20 protein-coding genes are annotated in these 16,990 nt (G+C 44.3%); 12 read left to right on the forward strand and 8 right to left on the reverse strand.

The window, feature by feature from the left end:
• Window positions 1-6: 6 nt before the first annotated feature.
• Window positions 7-873, reverse strand: a complete 867-nt coding sequence (locus MSG33_RS16340) for a YicC/YloC family endoribonuclease (RefSeq protein ID WP_005395766.1) — start codon at window positions 871-873, stop codon at window positions 7-9.
• A gap of 184 nt (window positions 874-1,057) precedes the next feature.
• On the opposite strand from MSG33_RS16340, the gene rph reads away from it, so the two are divergent.
• On the forward strand, window positions 1,058-1,774 hold the full coding sequence (rph, locus tag MSG33_RS16345) for a ribonuclease PH (RefSeq protein ID WP_012841197.1): 717 nt from the start codon (window positions 1,058-1,060) through the stop codon (window positions 1,772-1,774).
• A gap of 104 nt (window positions 1,775-1,878) precedes the next feature.
• Complete coding sequence (pyrE, locus tag MSG33_RS16350; RefSeq protein WP_248381463.1) at window positions 1,879-2,520, forward strand: orotate phosphoribosyltransferase; 642 nt, start codon at window positions 1,879-1,881, stop codon at window positions 2,518-2,520.
• An 84-nt stretch (window positions 2,521-2,604) separates the two neighbouring features.
• Here pyrE and MSG33_RS16355 read toward each other — a convergent pair whose 3' ends face one another.
• The 3 genes from MSG33_RS16355 to coaBC all read right to left on the reverse strand — a co-directional run bounded on the left by MSG33_RS16355 (window position 2,605) and on the right by coaBC (window position 5,523).
• A complete protein-coding gene (locus MSG33_RS16355) occupies window positions 2,605-3,555 on the reverse strand; it encodes a Kdo(2)-lipid IV(A) acyltransferase (protein ID WP_033905948.1) in 951 nt (316 codons plus the stop codon).
• Between the two features lie 6 nt (window positions 3,556-3,561).
• Window positions 3,562-4,152, reverse strand: a complete 591-nt coding sequence (gene slmA / locus MSG33_RS16360) for a nucleoid occlusion factor SlmA (RefSeq protein WP_005395778.1) — start codon at window positions 4,150-4,152, stop codon at window positions 3,562-3,564.
• A 171-nt stretch (window positions 4,153-4,323) separates the two neighbouring features.
• Window positions 4,324-5,523: a bifunctional phosphopantothenoylcysteine decarboxylase/phosphopantothenate--cysteine ligase CoaBC gene (gene coaBC / locus MSG33_RS16365; protein ID WP_248381464.1), complete on the reverse strand. Its 1,200-nt coding sequence runs from the start codon at window positions 5,521-5,523 to the stop codon at window positions 4,324-4,326.
• 193 nt (window positions 5,524-5,716) lie between these two features.
• On the opposite strand from coaBC, the gene MSG33_RS16370 reads away from it, so the two are divergent.
• The 8 genes from MSG33_RS16370 to MSG33_RS16405 all read left to right on the forward strand — a co-directional run bounded on the left by MSG33_RS16370 (window position 5,717) and on the right by MSG33_RS16405 (window position 12,057).
• Complete coding sequence (locus MSG33_RS16370; RefSeq protein WP_248381465.1) at window positions 5,717-7,390, forward strand: methyl-accepting chemotaxis protein; 1,674 nt, start codon at window positions 5,717-5,719, stop codon at window positions 7,388-7,390.
• A 114-nt stretch (window positions 7,391-7,504) separates the two neighbouring features.
• Window positions 7,505-8,179, forward strand: a complete 675-nt coding sequence (gene radC, locus MSG33_RS16375) for a DNA repair protein RadC (protein WP_248381466.1) — start codon at window positions 7,505-7,507, stop codon at window positions 8,177-8,179.
• A gap of 302 nt (window positions 8,180-8,481) precedes the next feature.
• Complete coding sequence (rpmB, locus tag MSG33_RS16380; protein ID WP_005384783.1) at window positions 8,482-8,718, forward strand: 50S ribosomal protein L28; 237 nt, start codon at window positions 8,482-8,484, stop codon at window positions 8,716-8,718.
• Window positions 8,719-8,731: 13 nt separating this feature from the next.
• Entirely contained in the window at window positions 8,732-8,902 is a 171-nt protein-coding gene (rpmG, locus tag MSG33_RS16385) for a 50S ribosomal protein L33 (RefSeq protein WP_004410866.1), read from the forward strand.
• A 275-nt stretch (window positions 8,903-9,177) separates the two neighbouring features.
• The gene (locus tag MSG33_RS16390; RefSeq protein ID WP_164666573.1) at window positions 9,178-9,654 is read left to right on the forward strand and encodes a hypothetical protein; all 477 of its coding nucleotides are present in this window, start codon (window positions 9,178-9,180) and stop codon (window positions 9,652-9,654) included.
• A 102-nt stretch (window positions 9,655-9,756) separates the two neighbouring features.
• Window positions 9,757-10,566: a bifunctional DNA-formamidopyrimidine glycosylase/DNA-(apurinic or apyrimidinic site) lyase gene (gene mutM / locus MSG33_RS16395; protein ID WP_074191916.1), complete on the forward strand. Its 810-nt coding sequence runs from the start codon at window positions 9,757-9,759 to the stop codon at window positions 10,564-10,566.
• An 86-nt stretch (window positions 10,567-10,652) separates the two neighbouring features.
• A complete protein-coding gene (gene coaD, locus MSG33_RS16400) occupies window positions 10,653-11,135 on the forward strand; it encodes a pantetheine-phosphate adenylyltransferase (RefSeq protein WP_005395788.1) in 483 nt (160 codons plus the stop codon).
• Entirely contained in the window at window positions 11,122-12,057 is a 936-nt protein-coding gene (locus MSG33_RS16405; RefSeq protein WP_248381467.1) for a glycosyl transferase family 90, read from the forward strand. The genes coaD and MSG33_RS16405 overlap by 14 nt, the downstream gene beginning before the upstream one ends.
• Window positions 12,058-12,087: 30 nt before the next feature.
• Here the strand turns inward: MSG33_RS16405 and MSG33_RS16410 are convergent, their stop codons facing one another.
• The 3 genes from MSG33_RS16410 to MSG33_RS16420 are packed head-to-tail and all read right to left on the reverse strand — an operon-like array spanning window position 12,088 to window position 14,731.
• On the reverse strand, window positions 12,088-12,876 hold the full coding sequence (locus MSG33_RS16410) for a glycosyltransferase family 2 protein (protein WP_053808663.1): 789 nt from the start codon (window positions 12,874-12,876) through the stop codon (window positions 12,088-12,090).
• The gene (locus tag MSG33_RS16415) at window positions 12,873-13,640 is read right to left on the reverse strand and encodes a glycosyltransferase family 2 protein (RefSeq protein WP_005395793.1); all 768 of its coding nucleotides are present in this window, start codon (window positions 13,638-13,640) and stop codon (window positions 12,873-12,875) included. The genes MSG33_RS16410 and MSG33_RS16415 overlap by 4 nt, the downstream gene beginning before the upstream one ends.
• A gap of 35 nt (window positions 13,641-13,675) precedes the next feature.
• Window positions 13,676-14,731 carry a glycosyltransferase family 9 protein gene (locus MSG33_RS16420; protein ID WP_104974588.1) on the reverse strand — a complete coding sequence of 352 codons (1,056 nt, stop codon included), beginning with the start codon at window positions 14,729-14,731 and terminating at the stop codon, window positions 13,676-13,678.
• A gap of 107 nt (window positions 14,732-14,838) precedes the next feature.
• On the opposite strand from MSG33_RS16420, the gene MSG33_RS16425 reads away from it, so the two are divergent.
• Window positions 14,839-15,246, forward strand: coding sequence for a diacylglycerol kinase (locus MSG33_RS16425; protein WP_248381468.1), 408 nt, complete (start codon window positions 14,839-14,841; stop codon window positions 15,244-15,246).
• An 11-nt stretch (window positions 15,247-15,257) separates the two neighbouring features.
• Window positions 15,258-15,977, forward strand: coding sequence for a 3-deoxy-D-manno-octulosonic acid kinase (locus MSG33_RS16430; protein WP_248381469.1), 720 nt, complete (start codon window positions 15,258-15,260; stop codon window positions 15,975-15,977).
• A 45-nt stretch (window positions 15,978-16,022) separates the two neighbouring features.
• On the opposite strand, the gene MSG33_RS16435 is transcribed toward MSG33_RS16430, so the two are convergent.
• A complete protein-coding gene (locus tag MSG33_RS16435; RefSeq protein ID WP_053807583.1) occupies window positions 16,023-16,979 on the reverse strand; it encodes a polysaccharide pyruvyl transferase family protein in 957 nt (318 codons plus the stop codon).
• Window positions 16,980-16,990: the final 11 nt, after the last annotated feature.

A 16,990-nucleotide genomic window follows, 5' to 3' on the forward strand; every position in this document is an offset into this window, starting at 1 on the left:
TGGAGTCTATTCTATATTCTGGATCTGCTCACGCATCTGTTCAATCAGAACTTTCAGTTCGACGCCCGATGCGGTGATGTCGGTGCTGATGGATTTCGACGCTAGCGTGTTCGATTCACGGTTGAACTCTTGCATCATGAAGTCCAGACGACGACCCACTGCGCCACCTTTTTTCAGAATGTTTGTGGTTTCTTTTACGTGAGAGTCCAAGCGATCGAGCTCTTCAGCAACATCCGATTTTTGCGCTAGCAAAATCAGTTCTTGCTCGATACGAGACGGATCCAGTTCCACTTTAGCGTCTTCGAACTTCGAGAATAGTCGCTCACGTTGCCATTCTAAAATTTCTGGCATGCGGGCACGCACTTTTACGACTTCTGCAGAGATGGCGTCTAAACGCTGTTCAATCAGCGCTTTCATGTTCTCGCCTTCACGAGCACGAGCTTCAATAAACTCATCCATTGCGCCATCAAACGCTTCTAGTAGCACTTTATTTACCGCATCCATGTCTTGCTCTGGAGTTTCCATTACCCCCGGCCATTGCATGACTTGAAATGGATTGATTCGGCTCAGTTCACCAGTCATGTGCATGACTTGTTCAGCGGCCTTAATTACCTGGCTAGCAAGCGCTTCGTTGATGCTAAGCTCACCTTTTGCGGCAGGGTTTGCTTCAAAACGCAGATTACATTCCACTTTGCCTCGCGCTAAGCGCTTACGAAAACGCTCGCGTAAAACGGGCTCTAATCCACGAAATTGTTCTGGCATGCGGAAGTATGTTTCTAAATAACGCTGGTTCACGCTGCGGATTTCCCATACTGCAGAACCCCAGTCGCCTTTTACTTCTTTGCGTGCATACGCTGTCATACTGTAAATCATCGAATTTTCCTGTCTTCATTTTTTGAAAATTACTTCAAGAGTGTATCACGCTGCGTCGATAGGTGCGCGGGATGTATGGATTGTTTATGTTGTGCCAGCGGCGTAACCTATGAATCCGGAATCGATTCCGTTATAATCTTCGCCCAACCAAATCGTCTTCTCCTCATATTTAAGGTAGATGCCCATGCGTCCAAACGATCGCAAGGCGGATCAAGTTCGCCCTATCAAAATTACTCGTAACTACACAGCTTACGCTGAAGGGTCAGTGCTAGTTGAGTTCGGTAACACCAAAGTGTTGTGTAATGCGACCGTCGAAGAATCTGTGCCACGTTGGCTAAAAGGCCAAGGTAAAGGCTGGGTTACAGCTGAATACGGCATGCTACCTCGAGCAACACATTCTCGTACTCGTCGTGAAGCGGCAAGTGGCAAACAAGGCGGCCGTACGATGGAAATTCAGCGTCTTATTGCACGAAGCCTACGTGCTGTTGTCGATCTAAAAGCCATGGGTGAGTTCATGATCACCGTTGACTGTGACGTTATCCAAGCTGACGGTGGTACCCGTACTGCATCTATCAGCGGCGCAAGTGTCGCAATGGCCGATGCGTTCCAACACCTAGTGGATAGCGGTAAGCTAAAAGCGAATCCAATGAAAGGCCACGTAGCGGCAGTTTCAGTTGGTTTGCTAGGCGATGATGTTCTGTGTGACCTTGAGTACGTTGAAGATTCAGCGGCAGACACAGACATGAACGTTGTAATGACCGAAGAAGGCAAGATGATTGAAATTCAGGGCACCGCAGAAGGTGAACCGTTCAGTCATGAGCAACTGATGGCATTGCTCGAGTCGGCGAAAATCGGCATTACGGAAATTGTCGCAGCGCAGAAGGCGGCGTTAGCCAATTGATTTAGATAGCTCCCACTATGGGGGCTATTTTTTTATCTCGACAATAGAGAAATGAATGATTGTCGAGAAGAGACACAAGAAACCAAGGACATAGAGAGAAAATAATGAAAGCATACCAGCGTGAGTTTATTGAGTTTGCACTTGAGAAAGAAGTTCTTAAGTTTGGTGAGTTTACTTTGAAATCTGGCCGTAAAAGCCCGTACTTCTTTAACGCTGGTCTTTTCAATACTGGTCGTGATCTCGCACGTCTAGGCCGTTTTTACGCAGCCGCGCTCGCTGATTCTGGCATTGAATTCGATGTACTGTTTGGCCCTGCGTACAAAGGTATTCCTATTGCAACGACAACAGCAGTCGCGCTGGCGGATCACCATGATATCGACATGCCTTACTGTTTCAACCGTAAAGAAGCAAAAGATCATGGCGAAGGTGGCAACCTTGTTGGTTCTGCGTTAGAAGGTCGCATCATGCTGGTGGACGACGTGATTACGGCGGGTACGGCAATCCGTGAATCGATGGAAATTATTAAAGCAAATGGCGCTGACCTTGCGGGTGTGTTGGTTGCTATCGACCGCCAAGAGAAGGGCAAGGGCGAGCTTTCTGCGATTCAAGAAGTTGAGCGTGACTTTGGTTGTGCAATCATCTCAATCGTTAGCCTGACTGACCTTGTGACTTTCCTTGAAGAGAAAGGCACAGACAAAGAGCATCTAGAAGCAGTCAAAGCGTACCGCACAGAATACGGCATTTAATTGGTTACTTTTTCTGAAAAAGTAAAAAGGGCAGATGGATATTCATCTGCCCTTTTTTGTTTTTGGATTTATCGCCTTGACGACTTACTTATAGCGAATGCCTTTCTCGACATGCTCATCTTGCATGGTTTTGTAGCGTTTATGGAGCCACATCCATTGCTCTGGGGCGCGTAGAATGACCTCTTCCACATACTTGTTCATATAAGCGGCAGCGGCGACTTCGTCTTTTTGTGGATAGTCGGCTTCAATGCACTTATCGGCGATGATGTCGTATTTTCCTTCGTCATTGCGAAACCCTGAGCCTGGGATGATCGCACATTTTGAGGTATACGCCAGAATGCTCGTGCCTGTTGTCGTACACGCATCGTCTACGGCAAAGAAGGGCACAAATACTGATTTTTTGCGACCGTAATCGTGATCCGGCAGATAGAACAGACGCTCACCACTGCGTAATACACGAATCATCTTTTTCACATCTTTACGATCAATCAATTTATTGCCGTTATGTGTCCGTCCCCAATACTGGATAAAGTTATAAGCAGGATTATTATGCGGACGAAACGCGCCGTACCCGGCCACGCCGAGCACGGCGAAAGCACGTGCAGTGATCTCTAGATTTAGAGCATGGACACAACAAAGTAGGACGCCTTTACCTTCTTTGGCTTTTTCACGCAGTGCGCCGAGATCTTTCTCGACGATCAGGTTTTTAAAGCGCCAAGTCGGCCAGAACCAAGTGATCCCGGTTTCTATGAGTGCCATACCGGTATTTTTGAAGTTCTCTTCAACAATATGTTGAATCTCTTCAGGTGTTTTGTCTGGAAAGGCCAATTCTAAGTTACGTTGAGCAACGTGGACACGCTTTTTACCGTAGCGCATGCCAAGTTTGCCGAGTGAACGACCTAATGAAAGCAGCAGCCGATAAGGAAGAATGTTGACGAGGATGGCCAACAGACCAAACCCAAGCCATACGCCCCAGTTACGAGGGTGAAGAAGTGAAAGAGAAAACTCGGGCTGCGTGTATTTGTCTTTACTCATAGTCTTTTACTTTATTTGTGCACTCAAAAGCGCCCAGTACTCGTCAAAGTTTGCAGTCGGCTGGTATTTAAAGTCGCTACGCACAAAGCGGTTTAGGCTACCCTCAACTTGTCCCAGAATTTGCGCAGCTAGGATGCGCTCTTCGACAGGGAAAGACTTCCCTTCACGAATCTTACGTTCACGCAGGATCTGGCGCAATTGTGTTTCTATGCGCTCAAAGAGTTGATTGATGCGTTCACGTAGGCGTTCATTTTCAAACATTAGAGCATGGCCCGACAAAATGCGTGTCAGACCAGGGTTACGTTCAGAGAACGCCAAAATAAGGTGCATCACCATACGAATACGCTCTAGTGTATCTTTTTCGTCGTCTAGAATACGGTTGATACGTGTCATCAAGGCTTCTTCAATGAACTCAATCAACCCTTCGAACATGCGCGCTTTACTTGGGAAATGACGATACAGCGCGGCTTCTGAAACGCCGACTTGCTTGGCCAGTTTTGCCGTAGTAATGCGTGAAGCGCCTTCTGTTGATTCAAGCATTTCTGCTAATGCTTGTAAGATCTCTTCACGACGGTTGGATTTTTTACTGCCGGCCATTAGTTACTTCCTTTCAAAATACAAAGTTGAGCGGAGGGGATTATAAGACGCTATTTCGCCTCAAACTAGACCACTAAGGGTGGAATGGGAGATTTAACACCCTTAGTTGTCATGTTTGTACCAAATTTATGCCAGCTTTTGTGAAAAGTTGGCAGGGTTTTCAAACGTTAGTTACATCAAGTGATGCATTTTTTCGAGAATTTTAAAGCTTAATGCTTCTTTTGATTCTAAAGCGAGCGCAAGTTCACCCTCAGGCCAGTACAGGGTAATCGCGTTGTCGTTGCTGTTAAATCCTTGCCCTGCAACCGAAACGTCATTCGCACAGATCATATCGAGGTTTTTCTTTGTTAACTTGCCTCGAGCATAGGTCTCTACATCATTGGTTTCAGCCGCAAAACCGACGGTAAACGGACGCTTCTCCGTCATTGCTGCTACAGAAGCAACAATATCAGGATTTTTGACCATATTAATGACCATTTCGTCATTGTCTTCAGTCTTTTTCAACTTTTGAGACGCGATCGTTTGTGGGCGGTAGTCGGCAACGGCAGCGCAGCTAATAAACGCATCATGCTTGTTTGCTTGTGTCATAACGGCTTCAAGCATCTCTTGTGCACTGGAAACATTAATGCGTTCAACACCTACAGGCGTATTTAAACTGACAGGACCGCTCACGAGGGTGACTTTTGCTCCCATCTGCGCTGCGGCGCTTGCCAATGCATAGCCCATTTTCCCGGAGCTATGATTCGTAATGTAACGCACTGGGTCAATCGCTTCGCGAGTTGGGCCTGCGGTGATGAGTATCGACTTACCTTCTAGCAATTTTGGCTGAAAGAACTGTTCACATAGATGCACTAGCTGCATTGGTTCCAGCATTCGACCTGGGCCCACATCGCCACAGGCTTGCTCTCCTGCAGCGGGGCCCCAGATGTGCATACCGCGACGCGCTAACGTTGCGATGTTCTCTTGGGTTGCGAGATTGCGATACATCTGTTGATTCATCGCAGGAGAAACTGCAACAGGAGAATCCGTCGCGAGCACAAGCGTGGTAAGCAAATCGTTCCCCACACCTGCAGACATGCGCGCGATTAAGTCCGCGGTCGCTGGCGCTAGTAGCACTAAATCTGCCCACTTGGCCAATTCAATATGGCCCATAGAGGCTTCCGCCGCTGGGTCTAATAAACTGTCTGAGACAGGGCGGCCCGAAACGGCTTGCATGGTTAAAGGGGTAATGAACTCTTTTGCTGCTTTCGTCATTACCACTTGAACTTGCGCTCCTCTCTCTATGAGGCGACGGGTTAGCTCCGCACATTTATACGCGGCAATACCGCCACTGATGCCGAGTAGAATTTTCTTTCCTGCTAGTGTTTGCATGTGAGATCTCCAATTTGATGACCGGATTTTAACACAATTCAAAGTCTGACCGCCCGAGCATATATAACGAGAAGATAATTCACATCAAACTCCAGAGTATTAATCTGACCGAGGAAGGGAAAATTCGCGCCTACCTCACAGACAAGTTGCGCGGAGTTTGCAAGTCTGAAAAGAAAAAGAGGTAGTGGAAACCATGGTGTTGAAAAGTCGAAACAAATTGCTGCTGATAACCCTAATTCCGTTGTTGTTGATCACCACGTTGATCTCAGTGGTGTATTACATCAACAGCAGTAAAAGTTTGGAAGCGGAGCTGGCAAGAGACAGGCAAGAGCTCATCGAAACGAAAAAGAAAGAGTTAAAAGCCTACATGATGATGGGTGTGACGGCGATAAAACCGTTATACGACGCGGATGTAAATGGAAGTAATAAAGAGGCAGCAAAAGAAATTCTGAAAGCCATGCGCTTTGAAAGCGATGGTTACTTTTTTGCCTACGACTCTCAAGGTGTGAATACGTTACATGCCATCAAACCTTCTTTAGAGGGTAAAAACCTTTACGACTTAAAAGATGAAAATGGGGTCGCAGTTATCGCGGGCTTGATTGATGCTTCTCAAAAAGGGGATGGGTTCCTCTATTTCTCGTGGCACAAACCGACCATTGACGCACAAGCGCCTAAGCTAGGCTATGCAGAATATTTATCGAAATGGGACTGGGTTTTAGGCACTGGTGTTTATATTGATGACATCGACCAGCAAGTTGCGATGCACAGAGAGTTAAAGACTCAAGAGCTAAAAGAGCATACGTTATCTGCCGTGTTGATTTCCGTTATTGGGTTGATCATTACCAGTGTTCTCACCAGTATCGTGGTGTCGAAAGGCATTCAGCCATTACAACATGTCGCGGCGTCATTGAAAGATGTAGCCGCAGGCGGCGGTGACTTAACGGCTCGTTTAAAAGTCGAAAGTCAGGATGAAGTCGGTGAAGTGGCGGCCGCGTTTAATGAGTTTATGGATAAGCTGCACCCACTGATGCAGGATATCCACCGCTCTGCGACGACAGTACAGACCGTTTCTCAAAGCTTGAACACTCAGACCAGCCAAGCGAGCGGTCAAATGCAGGATCACTGTTTAGAGACGGACAAAGTCGTGACGGCAGTGACACAAATGAGTATGACAGCCAAAGAAGTAGCCAGCAATACCAATGCGACCGCGCAGGCGATTGAGGATGCCAACAGTCAAGTTACCGAAGCTCAGCGTGAAGTAGAACAAGCAATTGAAGGCATTACCGAGCTAGTAATGGAGATAGACAGTACGTCAGATGCAATTTCTGAGTTGAGTTTACAAACCGAGAAAATAACCAAAGTACTGGATGTGATTGGTGAGATAGCCGAGCAAACGAATTTGTTGGCCCTAAATGCGGCGATTGAAGCGGCTAGAGCCGGTGAGCAAGGTCGAGGGTTTGCCGTCGTTGCGGATGAAGTTCGCTCGTTAGCCAGTCGTACACAAAATAGTACTCATGAAATTGGCGACATGCTCAAGCAGCTACAAAATGGTGTATCAAGAGCGGTCAGTACGATGTCGGTGAGCCAAAAACGAGGTGTAAAAACGGCGGAAGAATCGGCGCTCATTCAGCAATCTCTTTCTGGTGTTCATCATTCTATCGGAACAATTCGAGATATGGGTATTCAAACCGCGTCTGCTGCCGAAGAGCAAAGTGCGGTTGCAGAAGACATCAACCAAAACTTAGTGGCTATTCAACAGATCGTGAACAACATTAATGAGACGTTGCAGCATGCCGAGTCAATCAGCACGCAGCTATCACAATCTGGAACAGAAATTCACGGCTTGGTTGGCAACTTTAAACTCTGATGAACTGTTAAGTTGCATTGAAAGCACTGATGGTACGAAGAAAGCGAAAGTCATACTCGACTTTCGCTTTTTGTTTTGTGGAATAGGGGTTCTTTCCATATAAAGAGGCATCAGATGATACTGAAAGCTATGCCAACGGAGTCCATGCCTAGGGAGAAGCTGCTGCAACGAGGACCGCAAGCATTGACCGATGCTGAGCTACTGGCTATTTTCTTGCGCACGGGCACCCACGGAATAAACGTAATTGAACTTGCAGACTTCCTTATTCAAGACTTTGGTTCGCTAAGACAACTATTTTCAGCATCAGAGCAAGAGTTTTGTCGTCACAAAGGATTGGGGCAAGCCAAGTATGTTCAGTTGCAAGCGGTACTAGAAATGACGCAGCGCTATTTAGCGGAAACGCTAAAGCGTGGTGACGCCTTAACCAGCCCCGACCAAACTAAGTTATATCTGTCTTCTATTTTAAGGGATCGGCAAAGAGAGGCTTTTTATATTCTTTTTCTCGATAACCAGCACCGAGTGATAAAAGATGAAATTTTATTTGAAGGAACGTTGGATGCCGCGTCGGTTTATCCGAGAGAAGTCGTCAAGCGTGCTCTGCATCATAATGCGGCGGCTTTGATTTTGGCGCACAATCACCCTTCAGGTGTTGCTGAGCCGAGCCAAGCTGACAGAAGGATTACAAGGCGTCTCACCGACGCATTAGCATTGGTGGATATTCGTATTTTGGACCATTTCGTCATCGGAGATGGGGAAAGTGTCTCTTTTGCTGAAAGAGGCTGGATATAACTGTGCGTTTTTTAGGTTGTTAGTTGCTAAAAATCTGCTATCATCCACGCCACTAAATTTTTAACTGAATTCAGCTTGGACTGCTAAAAAAATCTGCTGTCTAAAAAAAGATCACGAAAACCTGTAAAAAGGATCTGTTCGGGTCTTGAGCAATGCATATCAAGTTAGTATAATGCGCGACCTTTGATAGCCTTGTATGGATTTTCCATAGCGGTTCTTAACCTCTAACTTCTTTTCGAGAGATAGAGAGGTTCGGCCACCAAGGTTGATATCGAGCTGAAACGATTTTGGAGAAGACATTCATGTCACGAGTATGCCAAGTAACTGGTAAGCGTCCAGTAACGGGTAACAACCGTTCACACGCACGAAATGCTACTAAGCGTCGTTTTCTGCCGAACCTACAAACTCATCGTTTCTGGGTAGAGAGCGAAAAACGTTTTGTTAAACTACGTCTATCTGCTAAAGGTATGCGCATCATCGACAAGAAAGGTATTGATACTGTTCTTGCAGACATGCGTGCACGTGGCGAAAACGTTTAAGAGGAAATAAGCAATGGCAAAGAAAGGCGTTCGTGAGAAAATCCGTCTAGTATCTTCTGCAGGTACAGGCCACTTCTACACAACTGATAAGAACAAGCGTAACATGCCAGGCAAATTTGAGATCAAAAAGTTTGATCCAGTAGTTCGCCAGCACGTTATGTACAAAGAAGCAAAAATCAAATAATTGGTTTCAGTCTCTTTGATGAATTGAAAAACCCAACTTTCGAGTTGGGTTTTTTATTACCTGAATAAAAAAGTGCTGAAAAAGTGTTCAGTACGTTATCGGATAATAAAGCACTGCTGAAGTCATTTTATCGGTCCGACGCTACACTAGAATTTTTGATTTATCGCTCTCTACCGCTTTGCCACCAATTCTCTACACACTTGCACACCGTTGTTCTAGTCAAGATCAATAGTCTTTGGTAGTTTACTCATAACTATAAGAGAGTAGAGATGGTTATGCGTGTGAGTCCGGCTCGTCGCCGCCGATGGAACAATATTCTTATTCTGGGCATTATCGCGTTTATAGTGATCTTAAATGCGCCGATGTGGATCAAAACTTACCTATTAACAGACCAAGCAGACCCTTACCCAAATGTACTTCGCTCCGACTATACGGTTGAGTCTTTGTACTATAGTGGCTGGGAGTTCGAACTGCATGATGGACGATGGCAATCTAACGTCAAAGTCGATGCACCGATCAGTGAACTTGTATCACGCTGGCAATCATTGGAAGGGACCGAGCTTACCTCGGAACAGTTCGATCATTTAAAACCTAACCTGACGATACCTGAAACGGTAGAAGTTTGGTATCAGGATCTCGAAGAGCCGCAGCGGGTAACTTTCTTTCGTTTACCTGATTTTTGGCTATTTAAAACCTGGCAAGACAAATGGGTCGCTATCTCCGTCGATGAAAACTACCTTATGCCAGAGTAAAGCCTTTTTGCGTCTATACCCCTAATAAGCTTCCCTATTTATCGTTTTTCTTTTCGATTATGCTAGCAGCGAGAACTATTAGCCGGTGAATTGGAGAATCTAATGCCTGAGTTGCCAGAAGTTGAAGTCAGTCGTATGGGAATTAGCCCCCACATGGTTGGACAAACGATCCAGTCGTTTACTTTTCGAACGCCTAAATTGCGCTGGGATATTCCTATAGAGCTTAAAAAATTGGAAGGGCAGGTGATCCGTACGATTAGCCGTCGTGCGAAATACTTACTGATCGAGACAAACACAGGTACAGCCATTGTTCACTTAGGCATGTCTGGGTCTTTACGTGTCCTAGATGCCGACTTTCCGCCAGCAAAGCACGATCATGTGGATCTCAAACTAAGTAGTGGAAAAATACTACGTTATAACGATCCGCGTCGTTTTGGGGCATGGTTGTGGTGTGCTCCTGGCGAGTCACATGCTGTACTAGCAAACATGGGGCCTGAGCCTTTAACTGAAGAGTTCAACGCGGAATATGTAGCGGAGAAAGCTAAAAATAAGCGTGTTGCCGTCAAGCAGTTCATCATGGACAACAAAGTCGTGGTTGGTGTCGGGAACATCTACGCGAATGAATCGTTGTTTAAATCTCGAATTCACCCTTCAAGGCCCGCAGGTAAACTGACTTCTCAAGAGTGGGGATTACTTGTTGAAAATATCAAAATGACACTTGAGATTGCCATTACGCAAGGTGGGACTACGCTGAAAGACTTTGCGCAAGCTGATGGAAAGCCGGGTTACTTTGCACAAGAGTTATTAGTTTACGGAAAAGCCGGAGAGCCATGCCCAGAATGCGGCGAACGACTTCAAGAGCTAAAAATAGGGCAGCGTAATACCTTCTTTTGTGGTGAGTGTCAGAAGTAAGACGAGCTAATATCGAGCTTAAGTTGTTGTAATCTTGCGCTAGAGCCTCAATAATTCAATCAGTTTCGAATAACTTAGTAAATTATATGAAAGTCATTTATCCGGGCACTTTTGATCCAGTGACTAATGGTCATCTCAATCTAATAGAACGCACTCACGAAATGTTTGATGAGGTTGTGATTGGCGTAGCCGCAAGCCCATCGAAGAACACCATGTTTTCATTGGAAGAGCGCGTTGCACTGATGCAGGACGTTGTAGCGCATTTACCTGGTGTGACGGTAAAGGGGTTCTCTGGGTTATTAGTGGATTTCGCAAGAGATGAGCAAGCTAAGGTTCTTATTCGTGGTTTGCGAACAACGGTAGACTTTGAATACGAGTTTGGACTGACCAACATGTACCGAAAGCTATTACCAGGTATCGAAAGTGTATTTTTGACACCTGAAGAAGAGTTTGCGTTTCTATCGTCGACTATCGTGAGAGAAGTGGCCATTCATGGCGGAAGTATCGATCAGTTCGTTCCCAAGCCAGTAGCCATCGCGATTGGGGAAAAACTGAATGAAAGACAGTAAATTCCCTTATTATTTCTCAAACGCTCTCTCGATACTTATCCCTCGTTTTGTATATCGAGCACAAGCAAAGCGTTTACTTTCGAATTTAACTGAAGCCGAGAAGCAACTCTGCCTTGAGCGGGTGAACTATTACAACAAGTGTGAAACGCCGTTTTCAGTCGATAGCCGAGAACAAAGTTACGCGACTGTCGATACATTCAAAAAAACGAAAGGTTGGACGTATTTTTTCGATCTTCGCCAAGTTGTACGCTATTTCCCTTCCAGTTTTTCGTTTAACTACATCAACGGTGATGTTACACACATTCCCAATGTACCGAGCTTTATAAAAAGCCGCCCTATTTTTGGTAGCAACCAAAATTCAGTGGTATTGAAACTCAACCAAGTTCGTCATTTTAAATTTGTTGATGATCGTGTTCGCTATCAAGATAAAAAGGATATGGTCGCTTGGCGTGGTGTGGGTTTTCAGCCTCATCGTCAAAAGGTGATTCATGCGTTCTACAACCATCCGCAGTGCAACATTGGCCAGACCCGCCCGGTAGAAGGGCTGCCTTGGGAAAAAGGTTTTATGAGCATTGAGGAGCAACTTCAATACAAGTTCTTGTTGTGTATAGAAGGCAATGATGTGGCCACCAACCTTAAGTGGGCTATGTCGTCTAACTCCTTGGTTATTATGTCAAAGCCAAAATATGAGACTTGGTTTATGGAAGGTAAGTTAGAGGCTGGTGTCCACTATGTTGAAGTGAAGGATGACTATTCGGATTTGCCCGAAAAGATGGACTATTATCTAGCGAATGAGCAAGAAGCATTAGCGATCATTGAAAATGCGCACCAGTGGGTTGAGCAGTTCAAAGATAAACGTAAAGAGCGTTTGATCTCATTGATGGTTGCCGATAAGTACTTCGCTTTATCTCAGCAACAATAAAAAAGGGGCGAAACGCCCCTTTTTATAATCTTAAGCTTCTAGAAATTGATCAACACCATTCTCACAGCGTTTAAGCTTGTTTTTAATGGTGTTCTCTAAAATCTCGTCATTTTGTCCGAGTGACGCACGAGAGTTTTCTACGTGGTACAAGTGGTAGCCTACACCTGCGAATTTTAGGTAAAGACGTGACTTACCCGCATTCAACATGCGATGAACAAACTCGCTGTCTTCGCGTCCCCATCCAACAAAATCTTGGTTGAAGCCATTCACCTCGATGACATCTTGTCGCCAAAACGCCATGTTGCAACCGCGAGTGGCTTTATCGTTATTGCGCTCGTAAGAGAACCATTTCGATAGCAAAGCGTTGGTGATGCAGTTTTTACGATTGCGAATGCCTTTGCTGAAGATAGAAGGCACTAAGCCGTTTTCCATGATGGCCTTGCTGCAGTTTTCATCCGTTAACACACGTCCACCCTGCACAAACCAATTTGGCTTTGCGACTTGTTTATGTGATTCAATAAACGTTTGAGACAACACCATATCGCCATCAATCATGATGAGGTAGTCACCTGATGCTTTTGCGATAGCACGGTTGCGGCTCATTGAAAGTTGAAAGCCATTATCTTCGTGCCAGCTATGAATAAGTGGTACTGGAAAGCCGTCGCGCAGTTGGTCGATCATTGCTTTGGTATCGTCTCGAGAACCGTCATCTGCAACGATGACTTCATCAGGCAAAACGGTTTGACGTTTCACGCTTTCTAACACCGCTTTTAATGCTTCTTTCCAGTTGTAAGTGGTGATAATTAAAGTCGTTTTCATGATTTTTTTGCCTGTTCACGTAAGTAGAGGTCGATATATTTTACAAAAGTAGAGTGCATGCTTAGCCAAGCTAGAATGAAGCCATGCTTACCATCAAGGAAGCCTCGTTTGAGCACATACATCTTCAAAAAGCTAGCAAGAGCGTGAACGATAGCGGTCGTTAAACCCGCTTTCTTTTTACCTTCACGTTCATCCGTCCAGGCCTTGAGGTAGCCAGTGGTTTTATTGATGTAATGATGAAGGTGCTCGTAAGTGTAGTGATGCAGTCGACCATCCAGTTTTTCAGTTTGATAGTTTTTCTCATCAACTTTTTCATGAACGAGCGAATCATTATATTGCGTATATTCGGTGCGATATAAGCGCACAATCCAGTCTGGAGACCAACCAGAATGGTAGATGAACTTACCAAACGCTGAGCTTAGTCGATTAAGTTTGTATAAAACGTTCGGCTTATTGGCTGATACCGCGTGTAAGATACTTTCTTTTAGCTCTGGAGTGACTTGTTCGTCCGCATCAAGCCATAAAACGTAGTCTGCCGTAACGTATTGCTGCGCAAGTTGGCGTTGTTTACCGAAACCTGGCCAATCTAGGTTGGTGTAAAACTTATCTGTGTATTGTCGGGCGATTTCTTCGGTGCGATCGGTGCTGCCCGAGTCTAGAAGGACAATCTCATCGACCCAATCTTTTACTGTGTCTAGACAAGCTTGTAAGTGCTTCTCTTCATTTTTTACAATTAAGGCAACGGCTAAGGTTGGTTTGGACAAGGTCATTTCCTTCTTAACAAATCAAGACAGTAAGTTTACTGGTATTGAGGATACAAATCTTCTAAGACTTGATCGAACATGCTCATTACTTGAGTGCTGGTAATGCGGTTCATTGCCGTTTCATCTTTAGCGCGAGTTCGCCAGCTTAACTCGTGACTGTTTTTACCTGTTTCCGCAAAGATCGTTTCTTCATACACTGAGACAACGTATTTTAGATAACGGTAAGGTCCTACTCGCAGCGGATTATGGTGTGCATAGAGCCCGATGATTGGCGTTTTCATGGCATTCGCCATGTGTGCTGGTCCGGTATCGGGGGCGATGACCATTTCAACCTTATCTATTAACGCAAGCATTTGCAGAATTGAACTTTGTCCAACTAAATTTAGACACGGTTCTTCCAAGCGAGATTGAATGGCTTCAGCCAGATCCAGTTCAACTTGAGCTGGACTACCTGCCAGAATCACGTTCCAGCCTTTAGCTCTGGCGTGATGAATCACATCCACATAACCTTCCGCGTTCCAGTTTTTATAAGCTTTGCTCGCACCAGGCACAATCAGCAGGTTAGGTTTATTACGAGATATATGAGACTCTGCCCAAGTTTGGTCGTGATCTGAATAAGAAAGTACCCAGTCCAGTTCTGCCTTTGGTACCCCAATTTGATGGGCAAAGGCCATTAAGCCATCTGCGACATGCAGAGATTGCGGGGAAGGCACTTTGACATTGGTAAATAACGTCTGAAAATCTTGGCTTCTATCAGAAGAGAAACCAAGTTTGTATTTTGCTTTAATGCCCAACGTCGCGACACTCGCTCGAATCGCGTACTGCATATGCAATAGCGCATCAAACTCTCTGCCTTTCAGCTGTCGCCAAAGCGATTTGTAGCCATCGAGCCCCGCTTTTTTATCAAAAACAATCAATTCTACGCCATCAATGGCGGCTAATAACTGGGCTTCAAGTTTACCCGTTATCCAAGTAATCTGGGTCGAAGGCCAGTGTTTCTGAATAGCTTGAACGGTGGCGATGGTATTGCAAACGTCTCCAATAGCGGACAAACGCAAGATGCATAATGACGATGGGGCAGAAGTGAACATAATTATTGTCTGATTCGATGAATAGAGGCAGGTAAATTATGCAGACATCCCCAATAAATGTAAAATACACGGCTCGAATATAGCTAAGTACTGATAAGTGTTCTGCAATGTCAAAGATAACACCGCGTCAATCGCAAGAATCTGGCAAACCGGGTAATACCGGGCTAAAGCGCATCGTTAAAGCAACGGGTTATTCGATCCAAGGATTAAAAGCGGCTTTTAAGCATGAAGCTGCCATTCGACAAGAGTTGGCTCTGTTGAGTATCGCTGTGATTTTGGCTTGGCTAGTGGATGTCGGCATGGTTGAGCGTATCTTAATGATCGGGGTCGTGGTGTTAGTCTTAATTGTAGAGCTTGTGAATTCAGCTATTGAGGCGGTGGTGGATCGTATCGGTATTGAGCGGCATGAACTCAGTGGTCGAGCTAAAGACATAGGCTCTGCTGCCGTTATGGTTGCATTGGCGTTCGCCGGATTTACTTGGTTGTATATATTAGCCAGCAGATATTTCGGCTAGAGGGTAAGCGCGTGACTCAACAGTATCAAAACAACAACCAAATGATCTGGTTTGATGACGAGATCGTTACAGACCCTAGCCAACCGATATTTGATGCGGAATACTGGCAGTCCTTAGACAAGGTGGTTGGCAGTGCGACGGGGCGAGGCACGACATGGTTTATCCAACTAGAGAACATGCAAGCAGCACTGCGTCATTACCGTCGTGGCGGTTTGTTTGGGAAGTTGGTTAACGATCATTATTGGTTCTCTGGCTGGGATAACACCCGTTGTGCGCAAGAGTTTCAGCTTTTGTTGGCGCTAATCGAGGCTGGGGTGCACGTTCCTCGTCCTATTGCAGCAAGAGCCGTAAAGTCAGGACTCTTCTATCAAGCTGATTTATTAAGTGAGCGAATCCCAAACGCCAGAGATCTGGTTAGTATCTTGCAAGAACAGTCTTTATCGGCAGACATGTATCAAAAAATAGGGCAAGAAATTGCCAAGATGCATCAGGTTGGCGTTAACCATACCGATTTGAATATCCACAATATCTTGATCGACGACAAAGATAAGGTATGGATTATCGATTTTGATAAGTGTCGTTTTGAAACTTCTGGTGATTGGAAAGATCAAAATCTAAATAGACTCCTGCGTTCATTTAATAAAGAGCTTTCTCGTAAGAGTATTAATTGGAACGAAAAGGATTTTAAATTTTTGAAAGAATACTATGATATATATTCTGATAAAAATTAAATGTAGGAGTATAGTTGATCAAGTAATTAACTATACTCCTTAATTCTATTTACTATTAGAACAAACGGTTATATTAGGTAGGCCAAAAAGCCACTTATTGTAATAAGAGGTGTTTTTACCATAGGAATTATCAAAGAGATGTATATTTTTTCCTAATAAGCATGAAAAAATCAGTCCGTGTAGTCTATCAGTATGAACTTCATTATGCATATGAAAGTAATTCTCTGAACGAAACACTATCTCTTTTGATAGTCTATACCAAAGGTCATTAGCTTTCTTTTGTTTAAATTTCCACTTTTCTAGCGATGAATACTTTTTCTTGATATTAATATCTGAAATTGAAATAAGGTCATCCCAGTCAAAACCTTTTTTTTGTAGTCTCAAGTCATTATTTTGTGACTCAATATCTTTTCTAATCAGATTTAAAATTCGTCGTTGTTGAGGAAGTTCATCACAAAGTTCTTCTTTTTCGATCATCGGGTGAAGACTATGAGCCATATCAGGAAGCAAATGATAGTTATTTGTGAATTTTTTCGATATTTCGTAACTTCTTTCATCGCGAGTAATAAAGTGGAAATCTTTATGTTTAGAAAAAAGTTTGGCGCTAGCCTCCTCATTTGATATATCTTCAAAAAATATTGTTTGTGGAAGACATATAATTCTTTTAGTAGGGAATTTAGATATGATATTTTCTCTTAGGTTTTGGTGAACTTTATAAAGATCTCCAAAGTTACCTCCACCGTGTAAAACTATGACATCAGCTTCTTTAATCTTCTTAAAATCTAAATTTTCACAACCACTACGATATATAACGTTAATATCATGTTCTTTAAAAAATTCTTCCGTTCCAAGGTATATAAGAAGATCCCCAACATTAAAATGTATCGGTATGTCTATATAAGCAATGGACTTTCCGTTTATCAGAGATGCAATAAGGTTATGCTGAGATTTTGCGCTATCCATAATCTCAAGCCACTTGTTTTCTCTTCTACTTCTACTCATAGCTCCTCCGG

The sequence above is a fragment of the Vibrio sp. 1CM7H genome (assembly GCF_023161645.1).
Lineage (GTDB): Bacteria > Pseudomonadota > Gammaproteobacteria > Enterobacterales > Vibrionaceae > Vibrio > Vibrio diabolicus.